This is a genomic window from Paenibacillus sp. RS8 (assembly GCF_041956825.1).
Lineage (GTDB): Bacteria > Bacillota > Bacilli > Paenibacillales > Paenibacillaceae > Paenibacillus_AQ.
The window spans coordinates 2,360,816-2,377,737 of sequence record NZ_CP168131.1 but is presented as its reverse complement, the minus strand read 5'-3'; the positions used below and the strand labels follow the sequence as shown (position 1 = coordinate 2,377,737).

Below are 16,922 nucleotides of genomic sequence, written 5' to 3'. Positions count from 1 at the left end.
TACTTACCCATTGTATCTTAAATTTGACATTTCTAATGAATTATCGTACTATAAACCTCACTCAGTTAAAAGTACTTTAATTGAAGTACTAGAATAAAAGTGTTATTCAGAAGAAAGAAGGTATACAGTTGAAGTTTTCACAGTTTTTGAAGTCCAAAGGGGCAATCGGTTCTATTTTTATGGGTGTGTTCTATGCCATTGCTATGCTTGGTATTTTCTTACCAGGGTATACAGCACTTCCAGGGAACATGGATGATCTAAAAGTTGCTATCATCAATGATGATGCAGGTCAATACGGGGCTCAGATTTCGGGTCAGTTATCGGAGAGCTTACCATTCAAAACGATAAAAACCGATATATCGAATAAAAAGGCAACGGATGAATTAGAGCATAATAAGTTAGCTCTAGTTGTCCATATTCCAGAAGAATTCTCCGCCAACGTTCAAAGCGGTAAGGTATCCGCAAGTATTGATTTCACAGTCAACGAGGCTTCTGCCACCATGGTATCTTCAGCGATGTCTTCCGTTGTAGGAGAGATTAACAAACAATTAAGTGCCAACTTCTCAGAGCAAACCGCAAAAGGTGTGTTAATGAACTTTAACGTACCAGAAGAACAAGCCACCGCAATGGCTGCACAAATTGAAAATAGTTATGTCGGAAATTATGTTGTCATCAATGACGTTCCGAACGGTATGCACAACAACATGTTACCGATGTTCTTAACTATGGCTGGTTATGTTGGGGCAATGATTGCCTCCATGCAATTGGTTGCTTCATTTAAAGCGAACCGCGGGAAAGCAAGCAAGACGAAACTGTTTATGTTCGTTCAATTCACAGCTTTATTAATCGCTGTATTATCGACAGTCGCCGCTTTAGCCATTGCATTTTCTATTGCAGATGTCGACCTATCCTTACTATTACCAGTTGCTGCTCAGCAAATTCTAATGTATATGGCTGCATTTAATGTGTGTGCGATTATGGTCTTCCTAGTTGGCGAAGGCGGTATGATCTTAAATATTCCAATCCTGCTCATGCAAACCATCGCCAATGGTGCTACCATGCCTCGTGATATGATGTACACACCATACGATTGGTTCGGCCGCATCACACCGATGTATTATTCTGTACAAGCTTATTTGGCACAAATGTTTGGTTCAATCAGTCCAGCACCCTTCTTATGGGGATTAGCAGGCGTATTTGCCGGGGCTATGATGATTAACATTGTAATCGTCCGGTTTGTTCATAAACCTGTACCTCTGACTAAAGAAGCTATACTGCCCGTTGAAATTAAAAATACAGCTGAAATAACCGCCTAGGTTTGGTAAGATAGAGTTTAGCCAACAATTAGGAGTGGGTTCTGTGATGTCAATTCAAATTTATATCTTAAGTAAGTTAATGGATGAAAATAATTATCCTTATAAATTAAAAAAAGAACTATCCACCCCTATTCCTTTTGATAAATTGCTCAATCTATCTGAAAGCAAACTATATTATCACTTTGAATCTCTTTCGAAACAGGGCTTAGTTGAACAGGTAGAGATTATCAAAGAAGAACATCGCCCAGACAAACAGGTGTTTTCCATTACTGATAAAGGGCGCAAGCAGCTCCCGCTCAAAATTTATCAGGTAATAGAAAATGCAGAATCTATTTCAGATATGATTGTCGCTCTTGTGAATCTTCGTTTTGTAGAGACTGACAAAGTGATCCCGATTATCGAGAAGAAAATTGAACAGTCACTGATAAAAAAAGATCATTTAAATCAAATTTACCATCAAATAGATGTGAAAAGCTCCTCTCGTGAAGTCGTAGATTTCATGGAAAGCTACTACGCTTCTCAACTAGAGCAATCTATTCACTGGTGGAAGGTTCTTTTAGAAAAGCTGAAAACGAAAACGATATAAAGAAGACGCTCAGGGAAATCCCCCTCGCGTCTTCTTTATGTGTATCTATGGGCATCGCTACCCTTAGTAGAGCATCTTATTTTGAATCTACAACCGGAACCGAAGCTGGAGCTGCAACTACCCCTTCATTCTTCTGCAAATTCTCTTTCACTTCTTCAGTCCCTAAGGACTTCACAGGAGCACCGATGCTAAAACTGTCGATGATCTTCCCAAGAGTAGCTTGGTCAAAGTCTTCTTGAGCGTAAAGTTCAACGGTAAAGCCATCTTTTTCCCAAATCACAATTCCATTTGCAAAATAAACCTTAGTTCCGTTGATTACTTCTGTTTTCACTTCTTCCGTAGTGCTGATCCCGTTGTCTCCACCCTTGGAGATTAGAAAATTGACAGCTTTATCTCCGGAGTTATACTGCACTTCAACCATGCTGGTCCCCTGAAGAACAACATTCACAAACTCATAGTCTGCCATCCAGGTTGGTGCCGGGAAGTTCATTCCAAGCTCCGCACGTGCTTCATCCAGGCTCAACTTGGCTGCAACCGGCAATTCAATGGCAACATTCTCCCCGCCTTTAGTCTCTTCAGATGGAGTCATTGACTGTCCAGCCGAAGGGATTTCCTTATCGTATTGCGTGATTTCGAGATTTCCTACTTCAAACTTTGCCATGATCGATTGGAACATATCCTGTGCATAGGAGGTTGCAGAGAATGCTCCACCTAGACAAATTACTGCACTACCTATCACTATTGCATTTCTCCAGCTGCTTTTTTTCATCGTTATCCCGTCCTTTTTCTCTGATTTGAGTTCAAGAGCTCCATGGTCCAGCTTGTATACTAAACGGTTATAAATTCTTTCCTTGGCGGCAGTGTTATCCTGTTCGACATTCTCAAGCAGTTCTATGGTTTTGCTGAATTTTGTGAGATCATCATTTTTCTTATTCATGGTTGAATCCTCCTGCTTTTAAGGAAATATGCAGTTTCTTCAGACTTCTATGCAATACGACACCAATATTGGACTCACTGACGCCCATGATCTGTGCGACTTCGGAATTTTTCAGCCCAGCCCCATATTTCATTGCAATGATATTACGTTCCTTCTCACGTAGCTTGGAGAGCGCCTTGAACAGTGCTTGATTATTATCCTCACGAATCGCCAGTTCCTCCGAAGACGGCTTGGGAAATATGAGCTCCAGCAAAGAATCTAGTGAGGTGTAGCTTCTTTTCTTCTGCCCCCGGAAGTAATCCGTCACAGCGTTCCTTACAATGGCAAACAGCCAAACCTCAAAATTCGATTTTTCTTCTGAAAAGCTATAATACTTACACATCACCGTCTCAAACACCTGACTGCAAATGTCCTCTGACACGTGGTGGTTATTAATACGATAACTAATATATTTGTAAACACGTTTGTAGTACGTATCGTACATCCGGGTAAATTCCTCTTTTGACATCATGGCACCACGTGATCTTTCGATATTCTTGTAACGGTCCGCAGTACCCTGGATAACTTCCATCTTCACCCTCCTTCCACCTCACCTTCATCGAAAAGCTAAACAAATTGCGCAATTTGTTGTGAAGAAACTTACATAAGTTAATACGTAGAAAAGCCCAAACCATTAACAAATGTTTTGATAATTGTGGGATGGTGGGAAAAGGGTGAAAGATCACAATCCGTAAAAGCGGCGATACTTGAGTTGCGGGGTGGATATTTGTGTGGGAGAGAAGGGGAAAAGCTCAGCGCTATAATTCAATGATTTCATAGTTATGTACTTCAAGACTTTCAGAATCTATACAAAACACTTGTACATCCAGTGCATCCATAAGCTTTTCTAGGTGATCTCTTTCTATATAACTGTTATCATAACATGCTCATTCCAAGTATTGTCTATTAACAGGTTGTTTTGTATTTGCCCAATTTAAAAATCCTGCCATTATCCAGCGGGATGCTTGATAAATGGCAGGACAATAACCTTACTTCATTTTCACTAACTTTAAATATTCCGAACTTCCACAACCTTTCCTAAATCCACAAACTGCTCATGATCGACCTTCACCTTCACTCTGCCCTTTCGGCGTTTCTCACGCCATTCACGAAGATCTTCCTCCGTTTCTAAGCGAAGCTCCGCAATCTCTAAGGCGCGATCCAGAATATATTTACTCGTATAGAGCACCGTTTGTATTCTTTGACCACCTAGCATGATAGGAGACGTAATTGCTTTCCATTCCTCAACCGTAAATCGTACATAAAGATCCTCTTCAGTACCTGGACGACAAGGAACCTCCTTAATCTCCTTACGCCGCAGTACCTCCCAATCAGCCACTTTACCTACCCAATGAATGCCCGTTTTTGCAGGATTAATAAATTTTTTGCGGGATTGGCACATCGCTACGTATTCAATTTGCGTTAGTATCTTCTGGTTTGCAAGATTCCTTAACGGCATATGATAAAAAGATCTCTGCAGCGCCACCTCCACTTGTTTGGGTCCCCGGACAGAACCAACAAGCATATTTTTGCCCGCAAGTTGGTTGGCATAGTATTCTTTCGTACCGCGTGGACGAGTAGATCGTTCATAAGCCTTTTCCGGACTATCCTGAATAATCTCATCCAAGAATTGCTCCACCAGGCTTGTAGAATTCGGTAGGAACGGCAAAGCGCCTATATTCAATAGCTCGATGCTTTTGTAAAATTGGTGGGTCTTATACCGCTCCTCATCCGGATAAGGAAATAACACATAGGCGCCGAACATGCTTCGTTCGTATTCCCCCGAACCTTTCTCCTGATACACAATGGCGTCCCGGTAGCGGTGCATCGTGTTGATGTCATCCTCTTCCGGTCCAGGTTGTCCATATTTCTGATGATAGGAAGTACTCTCATAAGCAGGATTTAACCGGTACTTTGCATCAAAAACATACTTATACTCTTTGATTTTGCCAGCATCCTTCTTCTTGAGTGTCAGTACATTATCCGGACGCTGATTGAGCGTCGGTGTCTTATCCGAGCCAGGAATCGTATTATAATGCAGGATGAACTGCTCTTTGTTCATTGGATTCTCGTACACCATATTAGCACTCTGCGAGCGGTCAAGCGTAACAAAAATGCCATTCCGTTTGACCTTAATGATATCCTGCTTCACAAGCTTATATTTCTGACCCAGAAGCTGATTCAACTTGAGGAAGCACCAGTACTCATAGAGCTGTGCAACATCCTTCATAGATAGGCGCAACAGATCGCCTTGGATAGACAAGCCTTTAAGCAACATGAGATAACAGCGATAGACTTCGCGGTATCCAGGGGCCATCTGCAGCACCAGCGTAACGGACATCTGCTTCAGCACACCAGCCTCACGCAAGAAATCCATCTTGAGCACCCTCTCTAGCTGAGTGAGCATGGTGTCTAACTTTTTTATAATTAATGGATCTGGGGTTCGGTTTCTCGTCTTCCAGCGATTCTTAAGCTCTTTCAGCTTTCCATGAATGCGTTCCAGCATCCAGCGGATGAACCGGTTCTCAGTAGTATCATAGGCGAGACGTCTTCGTGTCTCCATTAAATGTGTGGCTGTGTAATTTCGGCTGCCGATGGTCAAGAATCCATGGTTCATGTCTTCTCTTAATCGTTCGGGATGCTTCGCAAGCTCGCGGATGTTCTCTCTTCCTGCCTTTTTGACCCGATTAGCATCCACTAGTCGGCGGTCCTGGAGCAGAGCGTAATTAGGATTCTTGTTAATCCGCTCAACGGCATCCAAGAGCTGTCTAAAGACATGCTGTAGTATGGTAAAAAACTCCGTCAGACTCTGGTGCTGCGTCTCCCGCAGGCCTGTTAATTGGTAGGTTTTACGCAAAAAATCAAAGGATAAATTATAAATCTGCTCATTCACTTCATTCAGGATATTCTGGTAATCTAGCTTGTAATCCATTTTAGAGGGGAAAATCTCCATCTCTACCCGCATCAAAGCCTTCCCATTACTTCGGATCTCCCATTCCGTCAAACCGACCTCATTCCCAAAGTTCAGCACACCCGCAAGAATAGACTCACCTAGGGGCTTAATCGCCTGCCGAAGCAGCACATTTTCATGATAAAAAGAGAGGTTAGCAGCACTCTTCTTCTGAATCACCAGCTCATACGATTGTGTCTCATAAAAACAAGGAAAAACAGACTCCCCCGGCTGCCAGTCCACCATCCCGTGGGCTTCAGGGGAAAACACTTTAATCTGAACACCACCAAGCCGTTCGGAGCAAACAAGCCCAAGCTGCGCATTCACCCATTCCTGACTAGAAGAACGATGAAGCTGCAACGTCTCTACCGTAGGATGATAAGGCCGTCCTTGAAGAAAAAGCGTAAAAAGCTCCGTTTCTACACGGAGCAATTCTACCGTCTGATTAAGAGAGCCAGTATGAGGTGAATCCATCTTCCTCTAGCCTCCTAAGCATAAAAGCCAATTTACGGGCACTTTGTGGATGTTTGGCCGTAGGTGGAGTTTGACCAGCAGCCCATCTCATATACAGCGGAGTAGCATCATCCATAAGAGCTGGGATGTCTAGTGTAACACCAGATCCGGTACCAAGAGCCCCTTTCATCAATTTCAATAATACTCGACGAACCGAAGAATGGCTCCCTTGAATGCGCGGCAGTATCTTTTGCAGCAGTTGCCAGTCAAAAGCTTCTTCCTCACTCATCAGCTTGTACCGTTCGTTATAGATCATATAGAAGCAAATCGCATCCCGTACCCGAAAACCTACATGAGCGTGGATATCCTCAAGCAAGGCATTGATCTTAACCAATCTCTCTGTCGTCCGTACAACAAGCTCTTTGTTGGTATCATAGGCATCCACTAGCTGCAAATAATCAGAACGAAGAAATAAATGATTTAGTTTGCTGGCGTCAGAACTATCATTGTTCTCTACCTGCTCACCCAAATCCGGATACTGTTGCAGATTGATGTAATTGAATTCTAGTGTGTTGGCTCGGTCTAGTACCTTTTTGCTAAAAGGATGTGTCGTTTCGTCCATGTTCACAGTCCCGATTAAGAACACATTCTCCGGGATACCCAGGCTGCCAAACTTCACTTGATCCTCAGGCGCTTCCAGCATAGTAGAAGATATGAGATCCTGTGTTTGGATCCTCCCCTCCTGCCAGTCCTGTGTTTCCAGCACACTTAATAGGTCACTGAAATAATGCTCTACCCGCGCGAGATTCATCTCATCCATGCAGATAAAATAAGGCTTATGCTGATTCTCCGGATTCCGCGCCTCTACTAATACTTCCGTGAGCGGACCCGGTTTGAACCTGCCCGAAAGATCCTTGTACCCCAGCAGATCCGCAGGATCACTCCAATCTGGCCGCACTGGGATCAAGGTAAACTGGCCGTTATTCCCCGTTGCACCAAGAGCCTCAGCAAACAGCTTCACCAACCGAGTCTTCCCTGTTCCCGATATGCCTGCCAGAATGACAAAAGGCTTTGTCTTTAACGAGAGGTAAAAGTTTTCAATAAGGTGCTCAGGGAAGAAGAAGCCTTTGCAGCGGATGTGGGATTGGATTTGGTGGAGCAATGTTGTAATACTAGAATCTGATGGCGGTAGAATAGGAATCACCTCATGCGGGCTCTCCGTATTGGAGGCAGCCTTATCTTGATCTAGAATGGTAAAATCTGGCCAAGTGACCTCTGGAGTTAGCGATTGAAGCACTTGAAGTCCTTGTCTTGAAAAGCGAAACAAATATCCTTGATTAACTCCGCCTCCAGAATGAAGCGGACCTTGGGTTAAGTTCACTTGCATAATTTGCTGATTAAACTGTTGTAGCATAATGGGCGGAATGAGTTCCACATACTCCGTTCGCACCAAACGACCATCCTCTTGCCAGTTCGTATTGGCCATAGAGCCTGGCTTGGGTGCTTCAACCGCAGCATCTGTTACCTGGCTTACATAACGAATAGCTTTATTTGAATAATGGAGGATGATATCTCCTTGTTTAACTTCCTTCATCGTCTCCCAATGATATATCTTTCTTCCTTGTGGATTCACCTGTGGAGCCCAAAGAATCCCCTCTTCCTTCTCTTGCTTAAGGGTACCTCCCTGATTCACCCACCAAACATTTGGCTTCGACTTATATGTTATAAACTCTAAACGGTATTCGAAAGGAACTCCTGTGGCAAAGAAATCTATGTATTCAGCTTGATCTTCAGGAACAACAACCTGAGGTCTCTTCGCATCATCTGCTTGTTGGTTCGTTCTCTCTTGCATAATGTAGGAATATGAATGCGAGAAGGTTTCAATTAACAAATTCTTTAACGTTTGATTTCCGTTATAGCGGAGTTGAAGGGCTTCCCGACCAGCAGATACTTGATCAATTTTAAATAATGTGGCTTCATAGTTCCGATCTTCATGGATCAGCTTAACTTTTCGCCCATCACCTAAACTAGGCTGTTGACCTTGATTAGCTTCCAAAAAATCCGGATGAAACTCAACAGGAATATGTGTGCCGTCACGAAAGATGGAAAAGTCCACTTTTTTCCGACCGATTAGGTTAGAGATCTCTGTATCCTTCCACCAGCTTCTTAGTTGTTTGATCATTTATGTTAACTCCCTTAGTACAATGATAGGTAAATTACAGGTAATTCTAGTTTTTTTGCTTTATTCTCTGTACGTGAAGCTTGCGAATTTCGGCATCTGTGATATTAGCCTGAACCAAATGATCGTATATGGTTTGGGCCTGCGCCGCAGAAATAGAAGGTTCAGGAGTTCCTGTTTTTAAACTGATCAGCTTCCTAGAGATAAACTCACTTAGTTCCACATCATAGACAACCAGTTCGTCCGAGTGGATTTTCCGAAGATCCGGATCAATACTGAACCGACATCTCATCGTGAATGAAACCATAGAGATAAATTTCACTGCAGCTATAACTTGTATCAGGCTCTCGATGGCCTTAATATGTCCATAGTTTTGCTTCAGCGGATTATACATCTTGTAACGATTGCTCACTGACCATTGTTGATCCGTTCGCCTACCTTTAATTTCTCCATTGTAATTTTTCGTTTCAATGACAAATAAGCAATACGGGGAAATAACGATATGATCAATCTGGGTGTAACCTGTTCGAGAATTGGGATTAGGGAGCATTAGATCGCTTAACGATTTACACTCCTTAGGTAACTGGTCGAGTTGAATATTGATTTTATGCTCACCTAACTCTCCAATTCGTGTGGAAGCAACCTTCGGTTTCGACTTTGGAGTTTGTGCTTTACGCACTGCCTGTAGTGGCTTAGTGTCGGATTTTTTAAAGATAGACAATAGCGCTTTAAACATAGCAAAACCTCATCTGATATAGATTTACAATATGTATGGTTATTCGACAATATGGGAAGATATCCCTTTATTCAAATCATGAATGGAGCTCTGCCCTCTTTTTGGATGAAAAGCATCTAAAAAAACAAAAATCCCAAATATATATAAAGAAAAGAAGACTGTCGCATTGACAGTCCGAAGATAAGATATGCGTATATCCCCTTTGGTTCCGATACCTATGTGCTTTTCCGCTACCCACAGGGCATGTCTTAGTCCGAGAGAACTGAAGGGGCAGTAAGGGCATTTGCAAGCTGCATGCCATCCTTTAGTCCTTGAAGATATAGACGTTCATAAAGAACGGCTTGCTTCGATTGAAGCTTATCCTCCCAGTGCTCTAACTCTGGCATACGTGCAATGTCCATGGAGTCAAACAACGCTTGAAAAGCTTTGCGCTCTTCTTCAAAAACATATCTAGGCTCGGATTGATGTTCAATCTGTGCAGTCACCTCATCCAATCGACCTTGAATCGTCTGTAAAAACCATGCCGGAAAGCCCACCATATCCCCTCCAAGATAGAAACTCAAACGAAACGACGCTGCATGTCCGTTTTTTTCTTGGTACATCCGATTAATGAGTTCGTCAACCTTACGACTCTGGGCCTGAACCGCTTCATTGCTGCTTAACGGAATTCCCTGCTCCAGTGATTGCTGTCCGAGTTCATTCAGCTTGCGCTTTTCCTCCTCATATTTGCGCATCAGAAGTTGCATTGCACCCCCACCTTCCTGGAAAAGCTATGTCCGTAGACGATGTATAGAAATTTTAATGCGTTTATCGGTTTATTTTATTTTAATTCGATATTCGCATTAAAACAACCGTTACCTCGCATACAATTTGGTTAAATTGTGAGGTGACAAGGCAATGAGACATCGCAAAGAGCCCCCAGGTGACAAAAACATCATCGGGACCCGAGTTATAGCTATTCGAAAAGCTAAGCGAATGAAGCAAAAAGACTTCCTCGCCAAGTTACAAACTTTCGGTTTAGACATCAGCCCAACCAGTTTATCTCGATTGGAAGGTCAACATAGGCTCGTGCAGGATTATGAGGTGGTTGCCATTGCAAAAGCCCTGGATGTTTCTGTTGGGGAGTTGTTGGGGGAAAACTAACAAGTGGAGTAGACAAGAGCAAGTAAATTATTTTGTGGAAATTTCTAAACCCAGTTAAACAAACAAAAGAAATGTACCGATTGTGAAAACATTTACTCCGCTACTCTCTTGAACATACTGGCTTTTATTCAGGAAAAAATGTATATGAGATTCCCTTCTAACGACAAGTAAGTATGTTATTATATTTTCTTAATTAATGGAGTGTAACAGGTAACATGCCATTCTAGGGAAGTGATGTGGCTTTTCAGGCAAAAATAAAGACGCTCTGAATGTGATAACTTAGCGTCTTCTTTCTTCCTCTTGGAGTTATAGTTATGTATTGATTAGACTTAATTAGCATATAATTTGGGTCTGTCAATAATTTTTTGTAAACTCTTTTGAGCAGTGATTCCCCCGAGGGGGAGTCGCGATTCATCGCAATTGTTGACCGACTCGATCTGGGAAAAATGCCGAAAACTGAAGGATCATTTGCCCCCAGTTTTGAATACGACCTGTCCATTTCCGAGTCACATCGACGGTGGCGAGATAGAGCATTTTAAGCAGCGCCTCATCCGTGGGGAAGATACTCTTCCCCTCCGTCACTTTACGTAGCTGGCGGTGGTAACTCTCATTCATGCTTGTCGTGTAGATGAGTTTTCGGATCTCAGGTGGGTACTTGAAAAAGGTAGCTAACTCGTCCCAATTATTCCGCCAGGAACGGAGGATAAGTAGATAGTTGGCTCCCCACATCTCTTCAAAACGGTCGAGTTCAAGCAAGGCTCCTTCTTCTGTAGCTGCCTTGTAAATGGGCTTTAAATCGGCAGTGACCTTCTTCAGATCCTTGTACGAAACGTACCGTGTGGAGCTGCGGATTTGGTGAATAATACACTTCTAGATTTCCGTTTGAGGGTAGCAGGTTGCAATCGCTTGAGAGAACCCAGACAGGTTGTCCACACAGGTGATGAGGATGTCCTGAACCCCGCGATTCTTCAATTCATTCAGCACGCTAAGCCAGAACTTGGAGGACTCGTTCTCGCCGATCCACATGCCCAGTACATCCTTGTTTCCATCCAGTTAGACTACGACGTAAACTCCTTGTAAAGGGCGATTCTGCCACTCTTTAATGAGAGGAACAATCTTGTTGGTGACATTGGAAATGAGTGTAGGCGAGACCTCAAACCCGTACATATTCTGTAGATGATCTTGGATATCCCTCGTACTGATCCCTTTGGCGTACAGCGCTACAATCTGCTCCTCGATGCCCGTTACATTCGATTGATGCTTCTTGACGACCAAAGGCTCAAACTGGCCCAAACGATCTCGAGGGATAACGATTTCCTGCTCACCGTACTCACTGACTACTGTTTTGCGACTCTTTCCATTGCGACTGTTTGGGGTGAGTTTCGCCTTCACTTCATGCTTTCCATAGCCGAAATGGGTATCCATTTCGGCTTCTAGCATCTCTTGAATCGTCTCGGCTAATAAATCCTTTAAGGTATTCTGTGCATCCTTTGCGCTGACTAAGTTGTTTTCCTTAATAAACTCCCGCAGTTGCTATTTTGTCCAAATTTGTTCTCCCCAACCTTTCTCTTACTTCCATTTTAATGGGTTTGAGAGTCTACACAATATATTTTACAGACTCTAGCTGTTCGTATTATTCAACGCCAAGAGCCTTAAAAACAGCGTCCTCGGCACTTTGATAAAAGATAATATTGAAACATCCAATCAGTTCAGAGGGAACAGTTGCAAGATCAACTGCAGATGTAATAGGAATCAAAACCTTTTTTGCTCCACTGTCTAAGCATACCTGTAAAGTATTCGCGAGTTCCTCAACTTTCATTATAGTGCCACCAATGCTTAAATCTCCTAATATCACAACACTGCTTTGAGCAGGTTTGCTCATTGCTATAGAACAAATTGCTACTACAACAGGTAAAGTTAGATATTTTGTCATCCCAATCCCATTCAAATCCTGAACATGAACTAAATAATCCTTGGTAGCTGTGCTGAATGAACCGCTTATATTTTTCCCATTAGCTTTCAGATAGCGATATGCCGTTTCGACTGCTTCTTTGGCTTCCCGATCAGAGCCTAGACCTGTTTTTTCAAACCTACCAGACCCCGTAGTCATCTGCATTTCCAATTTATATACACCAATCATACCAGATTTACTATGAGATACTGTGTAGATATGTCCTGGTTTGCACATACCTTCAGGGATCAACTTACCACCACCTTGTTCCGGTACAGGCACATACTCTTCTTCAAAGCTTTCATTATCAATATATGAGAAGTTCACATCATAGAACTCCATTCCGCCGATCTTTTTCAACTGTTCCTTTACCCTGCGTCTCAATTCTAATGCAAACCTTAATATCTCTTCCACATTCTCTTTGGTGAAGCGACCATCAGGATGGAGCAGCTTGACTAGACCTGACACCGTTTTTTTTACTGCAATTACATCACGCTGGTTAAGGTTACTGCCAAACTTGAAGTATTTTTGAAAAGCATCTGCATAGGAGATCTTCCGCAGTTCTCTCATAATTTCCGAGAAATAATCTGTAATAAAACCATAACCATTAGTGAAATATTCAGGATGATACTTCGGAATCTCCCAACCTGGGATGTAGCAATGCATTCGGTCCAGGAAAGCAGTGTCATTGGCTATTGCATCAGGAAATGGATCGAACAGGTGTGAAGTTTTCAAAACTACATCGACACTTTGATTAATATTACCGACAAAGACCATTGAAGCATAAGCGTTCTTTTCTTCCTTCCCTCTTGCAAAGGAGCCAGAAGCCATGTAATCCTTCATGATCTGTACGCCATCCTGATCTTTGAACTTGATACCCGCAACTTCATCAAATGCTACACAATCCCACATGCCCACTAACCCAACGGTCTTGTTAGCCATGTTATAAAACAGATTGGCAACTGTAGTCTGACCACCGGAAATTAGAATACTGTTAGGACTAATTTCTTTGTAAATATGGGATTTCCCCGTACCTCTCGGTCCAAGCTCACACAAATTATAGTTATTTTCGATTAGAGGAAGCAGTCGAGCTAAGTGTAGCCATTTTACCCGCTTATCAAACTGTGAAGGCTCCATACCAGTGCTTCTCAGAACAAGATCTATCCATTCATCATCGGTGAAGTTTGCTCTGGCAGCCCTAACCTCTTCAATATCCAGGCTTGGCATTTGAATCGGAGTCAGCTTACGAATAATAAACGGACAATGATTTTTATCTGCTTCATCATAGAAATACTCCATCTGTACAATGCACCAGATACCTCCAGCTAGTAAACGTTCAAAATCAGAAACATATTTTTCAGCGATCGGTACATTTTTGATCCCAAGATTGGAGAACTCTGACTCATAAACGTCATTTTTATAATTCAGCCTGACGGAAATCTTGTCGATGACTGTATAACTGCCTCGCTCACGAAGCTTGGAAATAATCTTCTGTGCTTCATCTGGACGTACATAATTCTCCGCCAGAATCTGCTTGACGTTCACCACTCCAGCCTCAATCTCCTCTTCATCCATAGAAGAACAGTACATTCCTAATAGATATTCCAGTACATAGACCGGTACATTTGCACCCTCTTTAATATTTTTGGTGAGGTCTTTTCGTACGATTTTTCCGGAGAAGAATGTCTTGAGCTTATCAAGCAGTTCAAATTCGCTATCTCCCATCTGCCGATCCTCTCTCATGTGTTCACCACCCTACAAATTGAATCCGAAGTCATTCGAAAAGGCCAGATCCATAACTACAGGATAACGAAGGATTTCTAAATCATTTTTTTCATCATAGGCCACCAAGTAATAACGTTTTGACTTATCATAATGTTTATTTTTGAAGTTGAAGCGCAGACGGAACATTCTTTTTTGCGGCTCATTATGTTTCTTGTCAGCGACATAAATATTGTCGTTAGAGATTTTCTCGTTATCCTCTGACACAAAGAATATTCTATAACTGGTTCCCTTAACTACATCAGTTACAGGTTCCGTCTGAATAAAATCAAGATTAGCGATCAAATTGGTAATTTTCTGAACTGTACTAACCATGGTTATCTGGACCGTTCGGGTTTCTTTGCGTCCCTTCTCCGTCTTAACATCTAGTACCGGAATAATCATTTCTTGAGGAGAGGAACCCCCATGGACATAGTTCTGCCCTCCTCCCGCCACCTTGAATACACTGGACCCGGTAGGAAAAGATACTATTTTGGATTCCTCATTTCCAAGTATTTTGCTCATTAAAACAGAAGTAATCCCATCTTCCTGCAATGCTTGTTCAGATACTATGAAACGACGGTTTACATAGGACCCCTTTTCAGAGAGATTCGCAATCTTATCGCTTTCTTGCAGCTTATCTCGTTTATAAATAAAACCATGATCTGCGGTAACTACGTAATGTGTAGCACTTACATCTTCCGTAAGTTTCTTGATTAAAGTAAATATTTCTTCAATGGCCTCTTCACAAGCTACAAATACTTCATTCTCTGTATTCTGCTTATCACCACGGGCATCAATCTGGTTATGATAGACATAAACAACATCCATCCCGGCGAACATCTGACGAATAACATCACGCTTCATTAATTTAATGTCATCAAATTGAATACAACGGCTATTCGGCACATAGCTTTGAAGTAACGCTTCACGCTGCTTCAGATCATCACGCGTTGTCCCATCAGCCATAACACGATAATCATCTGTCAACGTCAAGGTTCTGTGGGGAAGAAGCGCTGCCATACCAAGCTTCGTGTACGATGGAAGAACACCTAGCATGGATTCAAGTGTAGCAGAGCATTTCTTGTCGTCCTGCAACTTCGTCCAAAGAGATCGTCCAACTTCATAACGCATGGCATCCGACACAATAACTATGACTCGTTCCTTACGTTCATAAATGTATTTGGAATAGAATTCACGTTGCAACGGAAGTACTGTGAGAGCATTTTCATTTAACAATCCCTGATTCCATTTGGAGGTCACTTCGGCCAAATAGTTATTCGTATATATATTCTCCACAAGATCACGAAGATTTTCAAAACCCGTATTGTCTGATATCCGATCGAAATAATAATAAAAATATCGATAATGGGTGTCCATTAAGTAATCCGAATTAATATATTGATCAACCAGGCCTTCGAAATCATCCGGGCAGCTATAGCCAACGTTCTGAATAAGTGAGTAGGCATGTTCAAGTAACTGATATTGCAGCTTATAGGTATCTCCGAAGTGCATCTTGCTTCGTGTCTGGCAAATTAGAGGAATACTCATCGCTTTCAGCTTCGCACCGATATCTTCAGCCAATAACCGTGCATTGATCCAGTGGATAATTACCTGATCGATCAACGCAAATGTATCGCAATCCACTAGTGCTTCCGTTGCGTAGTCTTCAAAGATTACTGTTGCATTTATTTGGGATGCCACATACTCAGAAAGCTCGTTATATCGATTACGGTAGAGCAAGTTATTCATCAGGTTATCAAGAAAAGCAATAATGTTGCCGGACTTGTAGGAGATATAGTTTTGCCATGCTTTGGGGAGGTCGCTATGAATATAACGTGCTGTGTAGGTCACAAATAAGGTGATTACCAACTTCTCCAACGTTGGATTCACATCGGCATAACCAAACTGTTCTTCGCAAAACCGCCAAAAGGCGGAAAGAAGGTTATATTTATCAAAATCAGCAAGAAACACGTTTTCTTCCAAACTGGCATCAGTCAGAACAACGCGAACCACTTCCTCAAAGGAAGCGGTTCGCGTCTTGCATAATACGCTCATCAGAGCAATTTCAATTGTATCTTTGGTGAAATTCTCAATCTCCAAATCATAAAATCGCTGTGTTCTGTCTTTGGCTCCAAAGAATTTGATGTATTTCTGGATCACGGGTCTATACTTCTCCTTAATCCCAAGATCTAGAGTAAGTAAAGAAGCACGATCCGCAAAAAATTCTTTGGAATACCTAATCATATCGGCCAGATGATTGTCTTGGACTGGTGGTTTAGGAAACGGCGCATAGATTAAATAGTTAGTAGTACGATCCAACCGCTCCAAGAAATATTTGGTATAAAACTGGTTATCCGATTCCAACCGGTAGAGCTTGGCATGGGTCAGTTCCAAGGTTTCAACATCATCAACAAACTCTGCGTTGACATCATACCAAAATACAAGTTTTCGGGTATCCCCGTTGAATTCAGCATTTAATTTGTCTTTAATTTGATTTAAATTTAATTCCGACATGGCTAACCTCTCTTTTAAGTGTCATAGACGTTTTCTCCATTTAAATAGCTCTTCAATGTTTGACCTGCATTAGTTCTCCATACTCTTAATCCATTCGAGATATTACTGGTTACAAATTGAGCAGCAAGTGATGAGCTTGTGAACTCTACATCTTTTTTCAGAATCATATCTGAACCAACAACATGTTTATCATTTCTATTTACAGCAACAAGTTTAGAAAATTTTTTTTCAGTTGTGTTAATAGCAATCTTGCTCCCAGCCAGAACAATCACTTTCCCATCTACATACAAAGCTTTTGCATAATAATGATTTGAGCGTCCTTTAGTGTAAAGTTCAATTTTCAATTTATCCATT

Annotated in this window: 12 protein-coding genes and 1 pseudogene; 3 read left to right on the top strand and 10 right to left on the bottom strand. The window is 42.0% G+C overall.

The features are described from left to right. Positions 1 to 128 precede the first annotated feature (128 nt). Together ACDZ28_RS11995 and ACDZ28_RS11990 are read left to right on the top strand one after the other, a co-directional pair. Positions 129 to 1,316, top strand: a complete 1,188-nt coding sequence (locus tag ACDZ28_RS11995; protein WP_375104770.1) for a YhgE/Pip domain-containing protein — start codon at positions 129 to 131, stop codon at positions 1,314 to 1,316. A 46-nt stretch (positions 1,317 to 1,362) separates the two neighbouring features. Beyond that, a complete protein-coding gene (locus ACDZ28_RS11990; RefSeq protein WP_341050338.1) occupies positions 1,363 to 1,902 on the top strand; it encodes a helix-turn-helix transcriptional regulator in 540 nt (179 codons plus the stop codon). Between the two features lie 76 nt (positions 1,903 to 1,978). Here the strand turns inward: ACDZ28_RS11990 and ACDZ28_RS11985 are convergent, their stop codons facing one another. From ACDZ28_RS11985 to ACDZ28_RS11960, 6 genes are all read right to left on the bottom strand, one after another. Then, positions 1,979 to 2,839 (bottom strand): hypothetical protein, encoded by an 861-nt coding sequence (locus tag ACDZ28_RS11985; protein ID WP_375104769.1) that lies wholly within the window; start codon positions 2,837 to 2,839, stop codon positions 1,979 to 1,981. Continuing rightward, positions 2,832 to 3,410: a sigma-70 family RNA polymerase sigma factor gene (locus tag ACDZ28_RS11980; RefSeq protein ID WP_375104768.1), complete on the bottom strand. Its 579-nt coding sequence runs from the start codon at positions 3,408 to 3,410 to the stop codon at positions 2,832 to 2,834. Before ACDZ28_RS11980 ends, ACDZ28_RS11985 begins: the two co-directional genes overlap by 8 nt. A 477-nt stretch (positions 3,411 to 3,887) precedes the next feature. Beyond that, positions 3,888 to 6,302, bottom strand: a complete 2,415-nt coding sequence (locus tag ACDZ28_RS11975; protein ID WP_375104767.1) for a DUF2357 domain-containing protein — start codon at positions 6,300 to 6,302, stop codon at positions 3,888 to 3,890. Further along, positions 6,274 to 8,463 carry an McrB family protein gene (locus ACDZ28_RS11970; protein WP_375104766.1) on the bottom strand — a complete coding sequence of 730 codons (2,190 nt, stop codon included), beginning with the start codon at positions 8,461 to 8,463 and terminating at the stop codon, positions 6,274 to 6,276. The genes ACDZ28_RS11975 and ACDZ28_RS11970 overlap by 29 nt, the downstream gene beginning before the upstream one ends. Positions 8,464 to 8,509: 46 nt before the next feature. Continuing rightward, the gene (locus tag ACDZ28_RS11965) at positions 8,510 to 9,196 is read right to left on the bottom strand and encodes a nuclease-related domain-containing protein (protein ID WP_375104765.1); all 687 of its coding nucleotides are present in this window, start codon (positions 9,194 to 9,196) and stop codon (positions 8,510 to 8,512) included. A 248-nt stretch (positions 9,197 to 9,444) separates the two neighbouring features. Then, the gene (locus ACDZ28_RS11960) at positions 9,445 to 9,942 is read right to left on the bottom strand and encodes a hypothetical protein (RefSeq protein WP_375104764.1); all 498 of its coding nucleotides are present in this window, start codon (positions 9,940 to 9,942) and stop codon (positions 9,445 to 9,447) included. A gap of 151 nt (positions 9,943 to 10,093) precedes the next feature. Here ACDZ28_RS11960 and ACDZ28_RS11955 point away from each other — a divergent pair, with 151 nt between their 5' ends. After that, positions 10,094 to 10,339, top strand: a complete 246-nt coding sequence (locus tag ACDZ28_RS11955) for a helix-turn-helix domain-containing protein (RefSeq protein WP_375104763.1) — start codon at positions 10,094 to 10,096, stop codon at positions 10,337 to 10,339. A gap of 411 nt (positions 10,340 to 10,750) precedes the next feature. On the opposite strand, the pseudogene ACDZ28_RS11950 reads toward ACDZ28_RS11955, so the two are convergent. From ACDZ28_RS11950 to ACDZ28_RS11935, 4 genes and pseudogenes are all read right to left on the bottom strand, one after another. Next, positions 10,751 to 11,869, bottom strand: a pseudogene (locus ACDZ28_RS11950) (IS256 family transposase). Between the two features lie 103 nt (positions 11,870 to 11,972). Continuing rightward, entirely contained in the window at positions 11,973 to 14,033 is a 2,061-nt protein-coding gene (brxL, locus tag ACDZ28_RS11945) for a protease Lon-related BREX system protein BrxL (protein WP_375104762.1), read from the bottom strand. Between the two features lie 12 nt (positions 14,034 to 14,045). Further along, entirely contained in the window at positions 14,046 to 16,568 is a 2,523-nt protein-coding gene (pglZ, locus tag ACDZ28_RS11940; protein WP_375104761.1) for a BREX-1 system phosphatase PglZ type A, read from the bottom strand. 14 nt (positions 16,569 to 16,582) lie between these two features. Next, positions 16,583 to 16,921, bottom strand: a complete 339-nt coding sequence (locus ACDZ28_RS11935; RefSeq protein ID WP_375104760.1) for a DUF4357 domain-containing protein — start codon at positions 16,919 to 16,921, stop codon at positions 16,583 to 16,585. Position 16,922 lies beyond the last annotated feature (1 nt).